A 16,452-nucleotide genomic window follows, 5' to 3' on the forward strand; every position below is an offset into this window, starting at 1 on the left:
GATGAAAATTTGTTGTGAGAAATTTCTCACAATAGTTCTCACGATTTTTCACATCAATAAGTTGTCGTGTTCGAATAGGATGCCTACTTTCGGGCAAAATTAATCAATTTATATCATATTATGAAAAAGTATTTAAAGCTTGGAGTTTTTTCTTTTGTCGTATTGGTTTCTATTTTCTTTTGTAGAAAAGCTGAGCACACCCCACTGCAAAATGTTATTTTATTAAATAATGTGGAAGCATTGGCTGCCGGTGAGAATCCTACGGCTAGATGTATAGGTACCGGTTCTGTAGATTGTCCTTTAAACCATGAAAAAGTAAAGTATGTTTTCGAACCATTTAAATTGGATTGGTAAGCTTCTGCTACTGATATTGGTGGTTGGAATATTATCCTCGTGTTCACAATCCCCAAAAACTTTTTTGGGGATTAAATATTTAGATTTTCCAGAAGAGAAACATCTGTCGGCACAGGTAATAGAGCTTGATACAGCCTTGTTTCGTTATCCTTTTCGGATACGGATAGAAGGAGATAAAGCCATTGTGATGGATTTACATGGTTCCGATTATTATGGGCACTTATTTCAATACCCAAGTTTCCAGTATCTATCCTCTTTTGGCAGGCGAGGCGATTCTCCAACGGAAATGTTGTCGATGGAAAACTTCCGTTTGTATAACCATGAATTATGGACTTTGGATGCTAACAAAAGCGAATTAACTAGGTTAGATTTTTCTTCATCCGGTGATTCACTGCTTCGTGAGGAAACGGTAACATTGGATGAAGATATACTTCGACCGCTTGATTTTGCTGTATATGATGAAACAACATTTGTCATTCCTGACTATTCAGGTGAGAGCCGTTTTTTGAAGGTTAATTGCAAAGGTAAACTTATAGAGAAGATAGGAGCTATACCTACAGCGAATGAGAAAGCTTTGCAAGAAGCCCGTCCGGCATTAGCGCAGGCATGGCGTAGCTTTTTAGATTATAATCCCCATAATGGCGTTTTAGCTGCTGTCACTCAACTGGGAGAGGTGGTTGAAATCTATAATTTGAAAGACAGTACTCATGTTGTTCGTATCGGTGAGCACGACGAACCTGAATTCAAAGTATCTGATGGATATGGTATACCGATGGGTATTATGGGATTCAGTGATGTTCAAGTAACAGTTAGTGCCATTTATGCGGTGTTTCATGGAACATCTTTTAAGGAGATAGCGAAACAAAGCGGAAAGCTTCCTGACGGAGGAAAATACATTTATGTATTTAGTTTGAAAGGAGAACCGATGTGTAAATATGTACTCGACCATTATATATATGGTATTTGGGTAGATGAAGCTACTAAAACGATAATGGCGACAGATGTAAATAGCGATCAGCCAATAGTAAAGTTTAGCTTTGGTAGCGTATGAGAGAATTAACTTGATTAAAAGGAGCAGAATGATGCGTTTGTTCATCTTGGCGGATTTGCTTACATATCATCTGCTCCTTAACCCCTAAAAAAGAAAGGAGATTATTCAGATACAAACATAAGAATAAAAAATTAATGTAGCAAACTATTGCTATTCTGTTGAAATGATAGATACAGAAAAAAAACGAAAAGTACAAATTAAAAAACTACAAAATGAAAAAGAAAATAATGGGGCTTATAGCTATTGTTGCTATTGCTGCTACGGGATATAACGTATACACTTCGCAGAATAATGTGAAGTTATCTGCTTTGGCTTTAGCAAACGTTGAGGCATTGGCGAGATATGAATATCCTGATGTAGAAATTACTTGTAATCAATCTAAACATGATTCTCCTGGTAGATGTTGGCATATGTATGGTGAATGTTCTATGGGATGGTTTATCCGTTATGATGATTGTAGATTCAGTGGAAGTACATATGACTCATGTGTGACGCCTTGTGATTGATGTTTTATTCGTTTAGAGGTTGTAATATAATACAACCTCTAATATTAAAAATAAGTATAATGAAGAAAATAAGTATAATAATTTTATTGTTTGTTGCTTATGCTTGTACTGATAGTCATAAAAAACTATCGGAAGAAATTGAAATAATACCGGTTGATGTACATGAGACTATACGGGATGCTTCATCTTTCTTGGAGAAAATAGAACTTGTTCCTCTTGAAACGAATGATTCGTCTTTATTTTATAGAACCAACAAAGTTATTTATGATAAAGATACTGATATGTTCGCAATTTATACCAGTGATCAGATTGTTTATACTTTTACAGGAAAGGGGCGATATATTGATAATTCAAAAAGAATGAAAGGACAAGGACCTAAAGATTACATTATGGTTTTAGATATAAGTTTTAATCCATATTTGAAAGGTATTGATCTACTAAATCCATACGGAACAATATATACTTATAGTCCGACATTTGAACTTATATCTAGAAGGCAATTTAAACCGGAATTTCCAGTAGATTATTCGATGGCTTTAGATTCAAACAATTATATTTTTAACCATCCTTTTGTCTGGACTGATCAGGAACTTTCGTTCGTTAATTTGGATACGAAACAAGTAGTAAATGCAAATTATGAAGGAACTATTTCCGGAAATAATATGTCTCATCATTGTTTTTATCATATTGATGATAATTTTTACTATGTACCTTTTGGATTGAACTATTATTTTTATCGGATAGATAAAGAAAACAAAAAGTTAGAACCGATGATGTATCTTGACTTGGGAGATGCGGAAGTCAAACTGGAAGGATTGCCCGGATGCGGTCATGGGAAACGAACAGATTCTGACGAAGAGAGAAGAAGAGTTACGCAGGATGCGACTGAAAGATATCAATTTTTGAAAAAGTCGGAGAGTATATTACCTTTAATCAAGTTTTTCAATAATGATTATGTTTATGTCTATTTGGCAAAAACAGATAGAGGTTATGGTAGCCATTTTATTTATAACAGAAAACAAAGGGAAGGTTATTTATGTAAAGAAGGAGAACCTTTTATCATGTATCCTTGCTTTGGTATAGTAGATAATGTTTTGCTCTCTATTTGTCAGCCGGATTTAGTTAGTAAAGTTGTAGAACGCAATCTTATGTCATCTGAAGAAATTCATAAAATGGAGGCATTAAAAGAAGATGATAATCCTGTAATCTTGAAATACTATTTGAAATAATGACACGTTTAGTTACTTTGATATTTATTGCTATATTGTTATTGTCTTGTAAAGAGTCAGAACAAGATAGAATAATCCGTTTTGTTAATGAATGGAATGGGAAGATTATTCAATTTCCTGATAGTATATGTTTAACGTCTTATACAAGTGATACTGTTATGACAAAGTATACAAGAGAACAGTCCTCTTATACTATATTGAACTATGTTGATACAATAGGTTGTGTCAGTTGTAGGTTGCAATTACCAAGATGGAAAGTGATGATGGAAGAATTAGATTCTCTATATCCAAACAAAGTGAATTGTTTAATGGTTTTTAACCCAAAAGGAAAAAGGAAACTGATTAAACATTTAAGAAATAATCAATTTAATTATTTTGTTTACATTGACGAAAAGGATACTTTAAATAAGATGAATGATTTTCTGAATGAGGAGAATTTTACTACATTTCTTTTAGATAAAAAGGATAAGATCATAGCAATCGGGAATCCAGTCCTTAAACCGAAAATAAGAGATTTGTATTTTGATATAATTTCAGGGAAAACAGTTGCGTCATCTGTAGACAAAGTAGCTTTAACTGTTGTTTCTTTATCAAAAGATAAAGTCGATTTAGGAGATTTCTCTTGGAATAAAGAGAGAGAGGCTGAATTTGTGGTTTCAAATGTAGGGAAATTGCCATTAGTGATAAATGATGTAATTACTTCTTGTGGGTGTACTAAAGTAGATTATACAAAGAAACCAGTTTTACCGGGTGAAAATGTTATTTTGAAAATAAAATATAAGGCAGAACAACCTGAACATTTTAATAAAACAATTACAGTCTATTGTAATGCAGAAAATGCTCCATTTAAATTGAATATTAGTGGAAATGCAAAATGAATAGGAATATGATAAAGCACTTACAATATATCCAACTCATAATTATTATTTTATTAGGCTGGTATCTTATCGATAAAGTAGTATTTAGAGAAGAATCAATGACTTCTCTAGAAACTGTATTACAAGTTGCGAAAGATAATAGGATGGAGTTGGAAAAAGTGCTTTATTGTTATCAAAAAGACCCTACTGATAGTTTAAAATATAAAGCAGTTTGTTTTCTGATAGAAAATATGCCTTTTTATACTTATTCTGTTGGAGAGCAATTGGATAATTATAAGTCTTATTATGCATGGTTGAAAAAAAGTAGAGGGAAGACATCACAACAGGTTGCTGATTCGGTTAAAAATGTGTATGGGGCTATAAAGGAAGAACTAGAGAAGAAATGTGATATTATGGAGATGGATTCTGCTTATCTATGCCATAACATTGATTGGGCATTCAAAGTCTGGCAGGAACAACCGTGGGGAAAGAATATCTCGTTTGAAACATTTTGTGAGTATTTATTGCCTTACCGGATAGGGGATGAACCATTATCTTATTGGCGTGAAACGTACTATGAAAAATACAACTCATTGTTGGATTCATTGCGCATGTCTGATTCATTAGATATTGAAGACCCTGTTGTTGCCGCTAATTATCTAATAGATAAATTACCTGATAAGAGCCATTATTATACTTCTGTAACGCCATATCCATTTGGACATATAGGACCGGAATATGTACAATACTTATCCGGTACATGTAGGGAAGTAACCGATTTTGCTGTGTATCTATTCCGTGCTTTGGGTATTCCTTGTGCCATAGATTTTGTTCCTGTACGAAGTTATATAAATGCCGGGCATTTTTGGTTGACAACATGGAATAAGGATGGAGAGGAATATATGACTGATTTCCCACAAAAATTGCGACCTGTACGTAAGAATTGGTGGTATCGGTGGGACGATAGTTCCAAAGTGTATAGATATACTTTTAGTGTGAATAGAGACCTGTATGAGCAAATGGCAAAGTATGGTGAAGAAGTATATCCTTTCTGGCGTTTGCCGAAATTTACAGACGTAACTTATGGATATGGCTATAATTTTAAGAAAGAATTGGTTATCCCTTTAGAAAAACAGTATAAAACGAAACGGAGCGGGAAAATAGCTTATCTATGTGTCAGTGACAGGAATCGTTGGACTCCTGTCGACTGGACTGCATATGATGCGGGGCATCTGGTGTTTCAGTATGTACGGAATGGTTCGTTTATGAGAGTGGCTACTTATGAGAATGGTACATTATGCTTTCTGACCGATCCTTTTTATGTTGATAAACAGAGTAATGAGATCTGCTATTATCCCACAGGAAAGGAGAAGGAAGATGTGGTATTATATGCCAAGTGTGATATCGGGAGAGAAAATATGTTCAGAGACCGGATGATAGGAGGTGTTTTTGAAGGGAGCAACCATCCTGATTTTTCGGAAAAAGACACTTTGTTCATAATACAAGGCAAACCTAATCGTTTGAATACAACTGTAAAGAGTTGGTCTGATAAAAAATATCGTTATCTAAGATATTTTGGTCCGCCCAGAAGCGCATGTAATATTTCAGAAGTCGCTTTTTATGAGAAGAATGATACCACTGCTCTGTCAGGGACGATCATAGGGACTCCCGGATGTTATCAACATGACGGAACACATGAATATACCAATGTGTTTGACGGGAAAACATGGACTTCTTTCGACTATTTTAAGCCTACCGGAGGATGGGCGGGACTTGATTTAGGTAGAAAAGTCCGTGTAGACCGGATTGTCTATACTCCGCGCAATCGGGATAATTATGTTCGTCCTGATGATGTATATGAGCTGTTTTATTGTGACCAGGATTGGAAGTCTGCCGGAAAAATAAAAGCAACTGCCGATTCACTGGTATTTCGGGATATTCCTGTAAATACGCTTTTACTGCTGAGAAATCATACGCGCGGACTGGATGAAAGAATTTTTATTTATGAAAACGGAACTCAACTATGGAAATAAGAACTCATATCAGGTTTGTCGTGGCATGGAGAATAATTATAATCTCGGGTATTATTCCTCTGATATATGCTTGTTCTTATTCGAAGGAGAAGATTTCGCATCTTTCCGGTATTGATCCTGTTGAGCATACATTATTGGCGATTATTCCCGATGTTAGTATCAAAGTAATAGGCGATTCGCTAAACAAAAGTTACCCGCAGTTGAGAACCGGGAACGTATTCCCGATAACAGGTCTTTTGCGTGTAGACGGTAAAGCTTATCGTTTCATGGGAGGTGATTCTTTACGTATATCTCCTTTAGCTCCTCTTTCGGAGGATACTGTCGGATGGACGGGGAAATATTCGTTTTTGTATCCGGGAAAAGGATGGGAATTGAGAGAATATGATGATTCTTTGTGGAGTGAAGGTAACGGAGCTTTTGGTCCGACAAAGGGATATTACTATCCGGCTCATACGCTGTGGGGAGCGGAAAATATTTATGTCCGCAGGCGTATCAAGGTGGACAATAAAGAGGTTTTGAAGAATCATAAAGTGTATGCCCGTTATGTATGTGACGATCAGATAAAGCTTTTTTGTAATGGGGGATTTCTGTTAGAGAATGGATTTACGCATCTAACGAAATGTCAACGCTTGACTGATGAAGCTGTTAGTCAAATAGTTGATGGAGATAATATTCTGGCTGCATACTGTCGTAATACGGGAGGTGCTGCTTTGTTGGATTTCGGCTTGTATATAGAAAATAAAACTTATGCTGATGCAGAACCGGCAACTTTGAAAAAGATGGAAGTGCAAGCTACGCAGACTCAATTTATTTTCCAATGTGGAGAGGTGGAGCTTCAGGTTGATTTTGTTTCCCCTTCCTTATCGGAAAAGTGGGATATGGCAGGCTGGCCTGTCGGTTTTCTTACCTGTCAGGTCCGTACGGAAAGCGAAAAGGAACATACGGTGGAAGTTTTGTTCGACGTGGACACGGAATGGATGTTTGGCAAAAGGAAAATTGATCGTTGGGTCGATAAGGATTGGTGTTTTGTGAAGTCCGACAGTTTGTATTTGGCTATGGCAGCAGATGAAACAACCTTTTCGTATGAAGATAATCATGTTATTCTATCTCAAAAATTGTGTGTCGGAAATGAAAATAGGGGGGTATTGCTTCTCGGATATGAAGAAGGGAAAACTTTCCAGTATAGTGGTGAGAGTTTACGTCCACTTTGGAATAAGGATGGAACAAGAGAAATAAAAGAATTGATGATGTCTGTAGGAAACAGGTATCAGGAGTTGAAAGCAGAATGTAGTAAATTGGATTATCGGTGGAATATCAAGGCGTTTCAAGCAGGGAATAAAGCTTTTGCCGAACAAATGCTTCCTGCTTATCGTAATTTTATATTTTCTCATAGATTTATATCATCTTCGGATAATAAGCTTTTTTGTTTGGGTGATACTTTGGGTAATGTCAGGGAAGCTTATGAAAATTTTCCAACGTTGTTGTTTTTTAACCGTACTGACTGGATGAAAGGTTTGTTGAATCCTGTATTTGCATATTGTGAAGATATTCATTGGGTAAAGAAGTATCCACCTTACGATATAGGTTTGTATCCTATTGCCAGCAAACAAGTGAAACTGGAAGACTGTGCCGTGGAAGCGGCTGCCAATATGTTGATGATGACAACTGCTATTGTAGAAGCGGAACAGGACTTTGGTTACGCTGATATGCATTGGAAACAGTTGTGCTTGTGGGCGGATTATTTGCAGGAAAGAATGAAGAAAATGACTTTTCCATCTGTTGGATTATTAGATAATGATGATGAACGTGTGAAATGTGTGTTAGGACTGATGGCTTATCACAAATTGGTTCAATTAAAGGGAAACTTATGAGTAAAGTAAAGAGAATTTGGGCGATACTGGAGAATTTAGCATTCTTCATATTCTGTATGGTAGTAGTTCTATTCTTGATGCAACTGTTCTGCTTTACTTCATTCAGGATACCTTCGGATTCTATGGAACCGGCGTTGAAGGATGGCGACCGGATATTAGTTAATAAGATGATAAAGGGGGCTCGTTTGTTCGATGTGTTTGCAGCCTTGGATAATGAGGATGTCACTATCCACCGGATGCCCGGATGGGGGAGTTTCAAGAGAAATGATATACTGGTTTTCAATTTCCCTTATCAAATGAATCGTTGGGATAGTGTACGGATGGATGTAATGCAGTATTATGTAAAGCGGTGTGTCGCCCTGCCGGGGGATACATTAGAGATTCGTGGGGGATTTTATAAAGTACGTGGTTGTGACGAACAGTTGGGAAACTACGATGCCCAGCAATATCTGGCGAATCTGAAGCATTTGGAACAGCATGGCATTGTGGTAGGTACATTTCCTTATGACAAACAACTGGGCTGGACCATCCGTGAGTTCGGACCTTTGCCGATTCCCAAGAAAGGCCAGATAGTAATGATGAACCGTACGAACTGCCTTTTGTACAGGCAGTTGATAGGTTGGGAACAGAAGAAGAAACTACGTATAAAAGACGGACAGATAGTATTGGGGGACAGCGTTATTACCCAGTATCGCTTTAAAAAGAACTATTATTTTGTCTCCGGTGATAATATGGCTAATTCGCAGGACTCGAGATATTGGGGGATGTTGCCGGAAGAATACATTGTAGGTAAAGCTTCCCGTATATGGTATTCGGAAGATAAATTTACGGAGAAACCTCGTTGGGACAGAATTATGAAGAAAATCAAATAAAGAACGAAAATAAAGTTGGAATTGATGCGGATGATACAGAAGAATATGGCGGATGTGATAATTCTTACAGGAGTTGCGGCAATCTTGAGCGTAGCAGTTTTTGCTACTTCGAATGATATTCCTGTCGGTGAAATGGCATATCAAAAACTATGGTTGGGACGCATGCTTTTTGTTTTCGTCGTTTGCTGTCTATTATCCTTTTGTCTGAATAGAAAAAACTATTTGTCTTTTCCAACCATTGTGACGTGGGTATTGATTGTCTTGGGTGGAATGGAAGCTATCTGGGGATTGAGGCAGATATACGGCTTGGCTGTTTCCAATCACTCTTTATATGCACTTACAGGCTCTTTCTATAATCCGGGACCTTATTCGGGATATTTGGCGATGATATTCCCGCTTTGCCTGTATGAATGGCTGAACTTGAAAGAAAAAACAGGACGTACATGGGCGGAACAGGGAAAGTATTACATTGCATTAGGAGTTATGCTGTTGATTCTTTGTGTACTGCCTGCCGGAATGAGCCGTTCGGCTTGGATTGCTGCCGCAATATCTGGTACATGGGTATATGGGATGTACGCTTCGTGGGGAAGCAAATTAAAGGAATTTGGGCGAAAATATAAGAAAAGGGTGGTACTGGCTTGTATTGTAGGCAGCGTTATAATCATAGTGGCAGGTTATGCTCTTTTTCAACTGAAAGCGACTTCTGCCAACGGACGCTTGTTCATGTGGAAAATTAGTAGTATGGCTATTGCCGAAAGTCCTGTTATAGGACATGGAACAGAAAGTTTTGTCTCGGCCTATGGCAGAGCGCAGGAGGATTATTTCGCCAACGGAGAATATTCGGAAACTGAAGAATTGGTGGCAGGAAGTCCGGAATATGCTTTTAATGAATATCTGCAAGTGGCGGTGGAATACGGGATTCCTTTCTTATTGGTTATCTCGTTGGTAATTGCATTTTGTCTTTGGAAGGGGAGTAGCGAAGGGAGAATAGGTATTTGTGGAGGAGTAATTTCATTTTTGCTATTTTCTTTTTCTTCTTATCCGATGCAGATTCCCGGATTTGCAGTGACATTTTATTTGCTGTTGGCGGCTTGTGTTATCGGGCGCTCTAAAGTAATATTATTCCTTTTTATTTCGATGATGGCTCTATTGGGAACATATTATTGGAAAAACAATCAATATGCTGCATGTAAGGAGTGGTATCGTACTAAGATGCTCTATAATATAGGGGCTTATCAGTCTGCTAAAGAAGACTACGGGAAGCTATACCCGGAATTAGCGAATCGTGGAGCATTTCTCTTTGAATACGGATATTCTCTTCATAAATTAAAAGAATATGATAACTCGACAAGGATATTGGAGGGAGCAATGGCGTATAGTAGTGATCCTATGATTCTGAATATCATCGGCAAGAATTATCAAGCGTTAGGAGATTATGAGAAAGCGGAAGAATACCTGATTCGCTCTACACACCGGCTTCCGGGGCGGATTTATCCGTATTATTTGTTGGTGAAACTTTATGCGAAGCCCCAATATCTGCAACCTGAAAAATTAAAATATGCTGCTGAGATAGTGTTGACGAAAGAACCAAAAGTGCAATCTACGGCAGTCAGAGAAATGAGAGAGGAAGTAAAGAAAATATTGAAATAAAAGAACCAATAAATATGAAGAAATACGAATGTATATGGTTACTGTTATGTTTGGCATTAGGAGTAAACACCTCTTGCTCTGATAAGAAAAATAGTGCTGATGAACAGGAGAAAAGAGTGACCACCGTTCTTCCTGACACAAAGAATGAAGTTACCACCCAGATTCTGAAGAAGCGTAATTTTGACCATGAACTGGTAAGCAACGGCAAGGTGAACGCCCGCAGTAAAGCCGACCTACGCTTTGAAACGGGTGAAGTCATTGCCCGTATTTATGTGAAGAATGGCGACCGTGTACATAAAGGACAGAAACTGGCTGAACTGGACAAATTCCGTCTGGAGCAGAAACTGTCCCAGGCGGAAGACGCTCTGTTGAAAGCTGAGCTAGAATTGAAAGATGTGCTCATCGGGCAGGGATATACACCGGATGATTTCAGCAAGGTTCCTGTGGAGACAATGAAGATTGCAAAAGTGAAGAGTGGTTACGAGCAGTCGAAATCCCAGTACGAACTGACAAAAAGGGAGACGGAACATGCGACACTTACCGCGCCTTTTGACGGTGTAGTGGCTAATCTTTTCTCAAAACCTTATAACCCGGCTAATACCTCGGAAATATTCTGCACTATCCTTGACACCAGAGGGATGGAAGCTGAATTTACCGTATTGGAGAATGAACTTGCCTTTATTAAAAAAGGTGATAAGGTGACGGTCATTCCTTATGCCGGGGGAAGCTCGTTTGAGGGTAGGGTATCTGAAGTCAATCCGTTGGTGGATACCAATGGAATGGTGAAGGTGAAGGCTGATGTGAACGGTGAAGGCAAGCTGTTCAGCGGTATGAATGTGAGGGTCAGTGTCAGGCGGAATCTGGGTGAACAGTTGGTGATTCCCAAGACGGCTGTGGTACTGCGCTCCGGCAAGCAGGTGGTGTTCACATTGAAAGAAGGCAAGGCTATGTGGAACTATGTGCATACGGGACTGGAGAACGCAACGGAATACATTGTTTCTGATAAATCCCGGAAAGGTGTTGAAGACGGTTTATTGGAAGGAGACACGGTTATTGTGACCGGAAACCTGAATCTGGCGCATGAAGCGGAAGTAAATGTAAGATAATCCGTCCCAAAATCAAGTAAGCATGATAAAATTTTTAATCCAGCGTCCTATCGCCGTGTTAATGGCTTTCACCGCCAGTTTTATAATCGGCCTGGTGACTTATTCCACACTGCCGATATCGCTGCTTCCGAATATCGCCATTCCGGAGATTACCGTACAAGTGTCTGCCGCGAATACATCCGCCCGCGAACTGGAAAACACGATTGTGAAACCTTTGCGCAGCCAACTGATTCAGGTTTCCACTTTGAAAGACATTCATAGCGAATCAAGGGACGGGGCGGGTATCATCCGCCTGTCTTTTGAGTTCGGCACGAATACGGATCTTGCTTTTATCGAGGTCAATGAGAAGATAGATGCTGCGATGAACTATCTCCCCAAGGAAACGGAACGTCCGAAAGTAATCAAGGCGAGCGCAACGGATATTCCCGTGTTCTACCTGAATCTGACCTTGAAGAATGACAGTGCTTATAGTACTACTACCACGGGACAGCAATCCTTTCTTGACTTGTGTGAATTTGCCGAATCGGTTATCAAGCGAAGGATAGAGCAGCTTGAAGAAGTGGCTATGGTGGACGTGACCGGACTGGTGGAACGCCAGGTGCAGATTGTGCCCGATGAGGACAAGCTTGCCATGATGGGGCTTGCCATCGGGGATATTGAGTCCGCCCTGTCGTCCAACAATGTAGAACCGGGCAGCATGACGGTACGTGACGGGTACTACGAATATAATATCAAATTCTCGACATTGCTGCGTACGGCGGAAGATGTGGAAAATATCTATCTGCGTAAGGACGACCGCATTGTGCAGTTGAAGGATTTCTGCAAGGTCAATATCGTGCCCGTGAAGGAAAAGGGCGTGTCCTTGTCGAACGGAAAGCGTGCGGTGACACTGGCTGTCATCAAGCAGGCGGATGAGAATATGGACAAGATGAAGGAGTCGCTGGTAGGCACGATGGAGTATTTCCAGCAGGTCTATCCGGACATTGATTTCAGTATCAGCCGCAATCAGACGGAACTGCTTGACTACACGATTTCCAATCTGCAGCAGAACCTTTCTTTAGGGTTCCTCTTTATCTGCCTGGTAGCGGTCCTGTTCCTGGGTGACGTGAAATCCCCGTTAGTCATCGGGCTCAGCATGGTGGTTTCCATCGTCATCAGTTTCGTGTTCTTCTACCTTTGTAATATGTCACTGAATATCATTTCCCTTGCAGGATTGATTCTGGCTTTGGGAATGATGATTGACAGCTCGATTATCGTGACCGAGAATATTTCGCAATACCGCGAACGGGGATATTCACTGCGTCGTGCCTGTATCACAGGAACAAGTGAAGTGGTGACCCCCATGTTGAGTTCTTCGCTGACCACCATCGCCGTATTCGCTCCCCTGATTTTTATGAGCGGTATTGCCGGAGCCATCTTCTACGACCAGGCTTTCTCCGTCACGGTAGGGCTGATGGTGTCTTATTTTACAGGTATCATGCTGCTTCCCGTCCTTTATCTGCTGGTCTACCGTGCAGGTATCCACACCCGGAAATGGAAGTGGCTCTCCTTTAAATTCAATAACCCGGTAAAAGACCATACATTGGACCGTTTCTATGACGCCGGAGTAGACTGGGTATTCCGTCATAAAACGTTCAGTGTATTGTTTTGCGCCATTTCCATTCCGCTCTGCGTATTCTTCTTTTTCTTTATAGACAAAGAGCGGATGCCCGATATCGAAGAAAACGAACTGATTGTCCGCATAGAATGGAATGAGAATATCCACGTGGATGAAAACAGGAAGCGTGTGGATGCACTTTTTAAGGAACTGGACGGTCGCTCTCTGGAACAGACGGCTTCTGTCGGCAGGCAGGATTTTATCCTGAACCGGGAGAGGGAGCTTTCCTCTTCCGAAGCGGAACTTTATTTCCGGACGGAAACTTCCAGTGAAATTGCCCCTTTAGAACAGGAGATATACCGGAGATTGAAAGAACGTTATCCGCTTTCTGTCATTTCTTTCTCTCCACCGGAAACGGTATTTGAGAAGCTCTTTGTAACGGGTGAGCCGGATATCGTAGCCGAATTTTATGCCCGGAACAGGGCACAGGCTCCTGTTGCGGAAACGATTCGCAAACTGGAGCATGAACTGGCAGAAGAAACCGGAACCAATCCTACGGGCATCGCTTTTGAGAACCAGTTGGACCTGAGCATCAGCAAGGAAAAACTGCTGCTTTACCGTGTCTCCTATAATGAACTTTACCGTGTCCTGAAAACGGCTTTCCGTGAAAACAGCGTGACTATGCTGCATTCCTACCAGCAGTATCTTCCGATTAATATTGCGGGGAATGAAAAGACCGTGAACAGGGTCTTGCAGGAGACATTGGTACAGACACAGCCGGATAACCGTGGCAATATAGAATATATCCCGCTCCGGGAACTGGTAAAGGTGGCTCCTGCCGAAGACCTGAAAAGTATTGCTGCCGGGCGTAACGGGGAATTTGTGCCCTTCGATTTTTATGGAGTGCTCGATGCGGACAAGCTGATAAAAGACGTGAAGCAGGTAGCCGGGAATACGGGGGAGTGGGATGCCGGCTTTTCCGGCAGCTTCTTCTCGAACCGGGAAATGCTGGACGAACTGGTAGTGATACTCCTGATTTCCCTGTTGCTGATGTATTTCATCCTTGCGGCACAGTTCGAGAGCTTTCTGCAACCCCTGCTTGTCTTGGCGGAAATCCCGATAGACGTGGCATTTGCGCTTTTGCTGCTTTGGATTTGCGGGCATACGCTGAATCTGATGTCAGCCATCGGGCTTATCGTCACTTGCGGTATCGTCATCAATGACTCCATCCTGAAGCTGGACGCCATCAATGAACTGCGCAAGTCAGGCGTCCCTTTGCTGGAAGCCATCCATGAAGCCGGACGCAGGCGCCTGCGTCCCATTATCATGACCTCGCTGACTACGGTTTTCGCCATGGTCCCGCTCTTGTTCTCTTCGGATATGGGTTCGGAACTGCAAAAGCCGTTGTCCATTGCCATGATAGGAACGATGTCGGTAGGCACGGCAGTGAGCCTGTTCATCATACCGTTGCTTTACTGGTTCATTTACCGCCGTAAGGCAGCGCCTCCGGCTTGACACTCCGGTTCCCATAGCCTGGCACAACAGTTCCCATAGCCTGGCACAACAGTTTTCATAGCTTGGCACGGTTGTTTCATATAGCTTGGCACAACAGTTCCCATAGTTTGGCACTATCGTATTCATTACTTGGCACAACCATGCCTCTTGTTTGTAACATTGACAACTCTTATATAAAAAGATGATAACCATGACCCATCCATCCCGTCTCATTCATAACAGCCTGATTGCCGGGTTGTTTTTCTCCTGCACCGGCTTGCAAGGGCTGCATGCGCAGCAGCGCCTTGTGCTCGACCTGGAGCGTACGATCGCTCTTGCCAACGACAGCTCCCTGGAGTCGTTCCGCACGCAGAACATGTACCTTTCCGGCTACTGGGAATACCGGACGTACAAGGCGAACCGCCTTCCCAGCCTGACGCTGGACCTGACCCCGGCACAATATAACCGGGATATAACGAAGCGTTACGATTCGGGCTCCAACCTCGACGTGTACCGCACGCAGCAGTCTTTTTACGCCTACGGCGGTCTGAGTGTGCGTCAGAACCTCGACCTGACCGGAGGTACATTCTACCTGGAATCGAACCTTGCCTATATGCGCAGCTTCGGGGATAACAGCGCGACACAACTCACCAGTGTCCCTATAAGGCTCGGATATTCGCAGAACCTGGTAGGATACAATCCTTTCAAGTGGGAGCGCCGAATCGAACCGTTGAAATATGAGCGTGTGAAGAAGGAGTTTCTTTATAATGTGGAGAAAGTCTCGGAAACAGCCACGAACTATTTCTTTTCCCTTGCCATGGCACAGGCTGAATATAAACTGGCAAAGGACAACTTGGCTTCCACCGATACGCTTTACCGTATCGGGCAGCAACGCCACCGGATAGCCGCCATCTCACAAGCCGACCTGCTGACATTGAAACTGGACCGTGTCAACGCGCAGAACACCCTTCAGAACAAGGCAAGCGACCTGAAACGGGCGATGTTCTCCTTAGCGTCTTTTCTTAATCTGGATAAGAATACGCAAATCGAACTGCAACTCCCTTCCCGTCCGGGCATGATAGAGATTCCGGTGGATGAGGCTTTGAGCTGGGGGAGAAGCAACAACCCCCAATTGCTGGAATTGAAGCAGAATATACTGGAAGCGCAGCGGAATGTGGACAAGACAAAGAAAGAATCCCGTTTCAACGCCAGTGTGAATGCGAGCGTCGGTTTCAACCAGGTGGCGGATAATTTCGGGGATGTGTATCATAAACCGATGCAGCAGGACCTGGTGGCGGTCAGTGTTTCTATCCCGTTACTGGATTGGGGCGTCCGCAAAGGCAAGTATAATATGGCGCGCAATAATCTGAACGTGGTGAAGATTTCAGCACGCCAGGATGAGATTAGCATCGAAGAGGAAGTGATTATGACAGTGAGCGATTTCAATATCCAGCAGCAGTTGATAGCAAGTGCGGAAGAGGCGCTGGATCTGTCTGTACTTGCTTATAATGAGACGAAACAGCGTTTTATCATCGGCAAGGCGGATATAAACAGCCTGACACTTTCACTCAACAGGCAGCAGCAGGCACAGCGGAATTATATTTCAGCCTTGCAGAACTACTGGCTGAATTATTACAAGATACGTCGGCTTACCCTGTTCGATTTCGCTGCGAAGCTTTCTCTTTCGGACAGGTTCGATTTCAATGGGGGGAAGTTGGTTAAATGAGTTCACCACGGAGGACACAGAGTCCTTACCGTTCTCTTTCCGCAAGTAAAATAGAGCGATAAATACGTGAGGCTCTGTGTTGCTCTATAGTGAATAAAAAAGACTA

Annotated in this window: 12 protein-coding genes; all 12 read left to right on the forward strand. The window is 41.6% G+C overall.

Going from position 1 to position 16,452, the window contains the following annotated elements:
* The first annotated feature begins 120 nt into the window (after positions 1-120).
* Complete coding sequence (locus tag CLIN57ABFB40_RS05245; protein WP_175629192.1) at positions 121-354, forward strand: NVEALA domain-containing protein; 234 nt, start codon at positions 121-123, stop codon at positions 352-354.
* Complete coding sequence (locus CLIN57ABFB40_RS05250) at positions 323-1,405, forward strand: BF3164 family lipoprotein (protein ID WP_175629193.1); 1,083 nt, start codon at positions 323-325, stop codon at positions 1,403-1,405. The genes CLIN57ABFB40_RS05245 and CLIN57ABFB40_RS05250 overlap by 32 nt, the downstream gene beginning before the upstream one ends.
* A 212-nt stretch (positions 1,406-1,617) precedes the next feature.
* Positions 1,618-1,911, forward strand: coding sequence for an NVEALA domain-containing protein (locus CLIN57ABFB40_RS05255; RefSeq protein WP_175629194.1), 294 nt, complete (start codon positions 1,618-1,620; stop codon positions 1,909-1,911).
* 59 nt (positions 1,912-1,970) lie between these two features.
* Complete coding sequence (locus CLIN57ABFB40_RS05260) at positions 1,971-3,140, forward strand: 6-bladed beta-propeller (RefSeq protein ID WP_175629195.1); 1,170 nt, start codon at positions 1,971-1,973, stop codon at positions 3,138-3,140.
* The gene (locus CLIN57ABFB40_RS05265; protein ID WP_175629196.1) at positions 3,140-4,018 is read left to right on the forward strand and encodes a DUF1573 domain-containing protein; all 879 of its coding nucleotides are present in this window, start codon (positions 3,140-3,142) and stop codon (positions 4,016-4,018) included. Before CLIN57ABFB40_RS05260 ends, CLIN57ABFB40_RS05265 begins: the two co-directional genes overlap by 1 nt.
* An 8-nt stretch (positions 4,019-4,026) precedes the next feature.
* Positions 4,027-6,030: a transglutaminase domain-containing protein gene (locus tag CLIN57ABFB40_RS05270; protein ID WP_175629197.1), complete on the forward strand. Its 2,004-nt coding sequence runs from the start codon at positions 4,027-4,029 to the stop codon at positions 6,028-6,030.
* Positions 6,021-7,901: a glutaminase domain-containing protein gene (locus tag CLIN57ABFB40_RS05275; RefSeq protein WP_175629198.1), complete on the forward strand. Its 1,881-nt coding sequence runs from the start codon at positions 6,021-6,023 to the stop codon at positions 7,899-7,901. The genes CLIN57ABFB40_RS05270 and CLIN57ABFB40_RS05275 overlap by 10 nt, the downstream gene beginning before the upstream one ends.
* Positions 7,898-8,773 carry a signal peptidase I gene (gene lepB / locus CLIN57ABFB40_RS05280; RefSeq protein ID WP_175629199.1) on the forward strand — a complete coding sequence of 292 codons (876 nt, stop codon included), beginning with the start codon at positions 7,898-7,900 and terminating at the stop codon, positions 8,771-8,773. The genes CLIN57ABFB40_RS05275 and lepB overlap by 4 nt, the downstream gene beginning before the upstream one ends.
* A 30-nt stretch (positions 8,774-8,803) precedes the next feature.
* A complete protein-coding gene (locus CLIN57ABFB40_RS05285; RefSeq protein ID WP_410489587.1) occupies positions 8,804-10,423 on the forward strand; it encodes an O-antigen ligase family protein in 1,620 nt (539 codons plus the stop codon).
* 14 nt (positions 10,424-10,437) lie between these two features.
* On the forward strand, positions 10,438-11,529 hold the full coding sequence (locus CLIN57ABFB40_RS05290; RefSeq protein WP_175629201.1) for an efflux RND transporter periplasmic adaptor subunit: 1,092 nt from the start codon (positions 10,438-10,440) through the stop codon (positions 11,527-11,529).
* A 22-nt stretch (positions 11,530-11,551) separates the two neighbouring features.
* Positions 11,552-14,641 (forward strand): efflux RND transporter permease subunit, encoded by a 3,090-nt coding sequence (locus CLIN57ABFB40_RS05295; protein WP_175629202.1) that lies wholly within the window; start codon positions 11,552-11,554, stop codon positions 14,639-14,641.
* A gap of 181 nt (positions 14,642-14,822) precedes the next feature.
* Positions 14,823-16,346, forward strand: coding sequence for a TolC family protein (locus CLIN57ABFB40_RS05300; protein WP_254871701.1), 1,524 nt, complete (start codon positions 14,823-14,825; stop codon positions 16,344-16,346).
* Positions 16,347-16,452: the final 106 nt, after the last annotated feature.

Source organism: Bacteroides acidifaciens, from assembly GCF_903181435.1.
Lineage (GTDB): Bacteria > Bacteroidota > Bacteroidia > Bacteroidales > Bacteroidaceae > Bacteroides.

Excerpts from the sequence above, each read along its gene's own strand:
- CLIN57ABFB40_RS05245 (WP_175629192.1), top strand. The coding sequence starts at position 121 with ATGAAAAAGTATTTAAAGCTTGGAGTTTTTTCTTTTGTCGTATTGGTT.
- CLIN57ABFB40_RS05300 (WP_254871701.1), top strand. The coding sequence starts at position 14,823 with ATGATAACCATGACCCATCCATCCCGTCTCATTCATAACAGCCTGATT.
- CLIN57ABFB40_RS05290 (WP_175629201.1), top strand. The coding sequence starts at position 10,438 with ATGAAGAAATACGAATGTATATGGTTACTGTTATGTTTGGCATTAGGA.
- CLIN57ABFB40_RS05295 (WP_175629202.1), top strand. The coding sequence starts at position 11,552 with ATGATAAAATTTTTAATCCAGCGTCCTATCGCCGTGTTAATGGCTTTC.
- CLIN57ABFB40_RS05250 (WP_175629193.1), top strand. The coding sequence starts at position 323 with ATGTTTTCGAACCATTTAAATTGGATTGGTAAGCTTCTGCTACTGATA.
- CLIN57ABFB40_RS05265 (WP_175629196.1), top strand. The coding sequence starts at position 3,140 with ATGACACGTTTAGTTACTTTGATATTTATTGCTATATTGTTATTGTCT.
- CLIN57ABFB40_RS05285 (WP_410489587.1), top strand. The coding sequence starts at position 8,804 with ATGATACAGAAGAATATGGCGGATGTGATAATTCTTACAGGAGTTGCG.
- lepB (WP_175629199.1), top strand. The coding sequence starts at position 7,898 with ATGAGTAAAGTAAAGAGAATTTGGGCGATACTGGAGAATTTAGCATTC.
- CLIN57ABFB40_RS05260 (WP_175629195.1), top strand. The coding sequence starts at position 1,971 with ATGAAGAAAATAAGTATAATAATTTTATTGTTTGTTGCTTATGCTTGT.
- CLIN57ABFB40_RS05275 (WP_175629198.1), top strand. The coding sequence starts at position 6,021 with ATGGAAATAAGAACTCATATCAGGTTTGTCGTGGCATGGAGAATAATT.
- CLIN57ABFB40_RS05270 (WP_175629197.1), top strand. The coding sequence starts at position 4,027 with ATGATAAAGCACTTACAATATATCCAACTCATAATTATTATTTTATTA.
- CLIN57ABFB40_RS05255 (WP_175629194.1), top strand. The coding sequence starts at position 1,618 with ATGAAAAAGAAAATAATGGGGCTTATAGCTATTGTTGCTATTGCTGCT.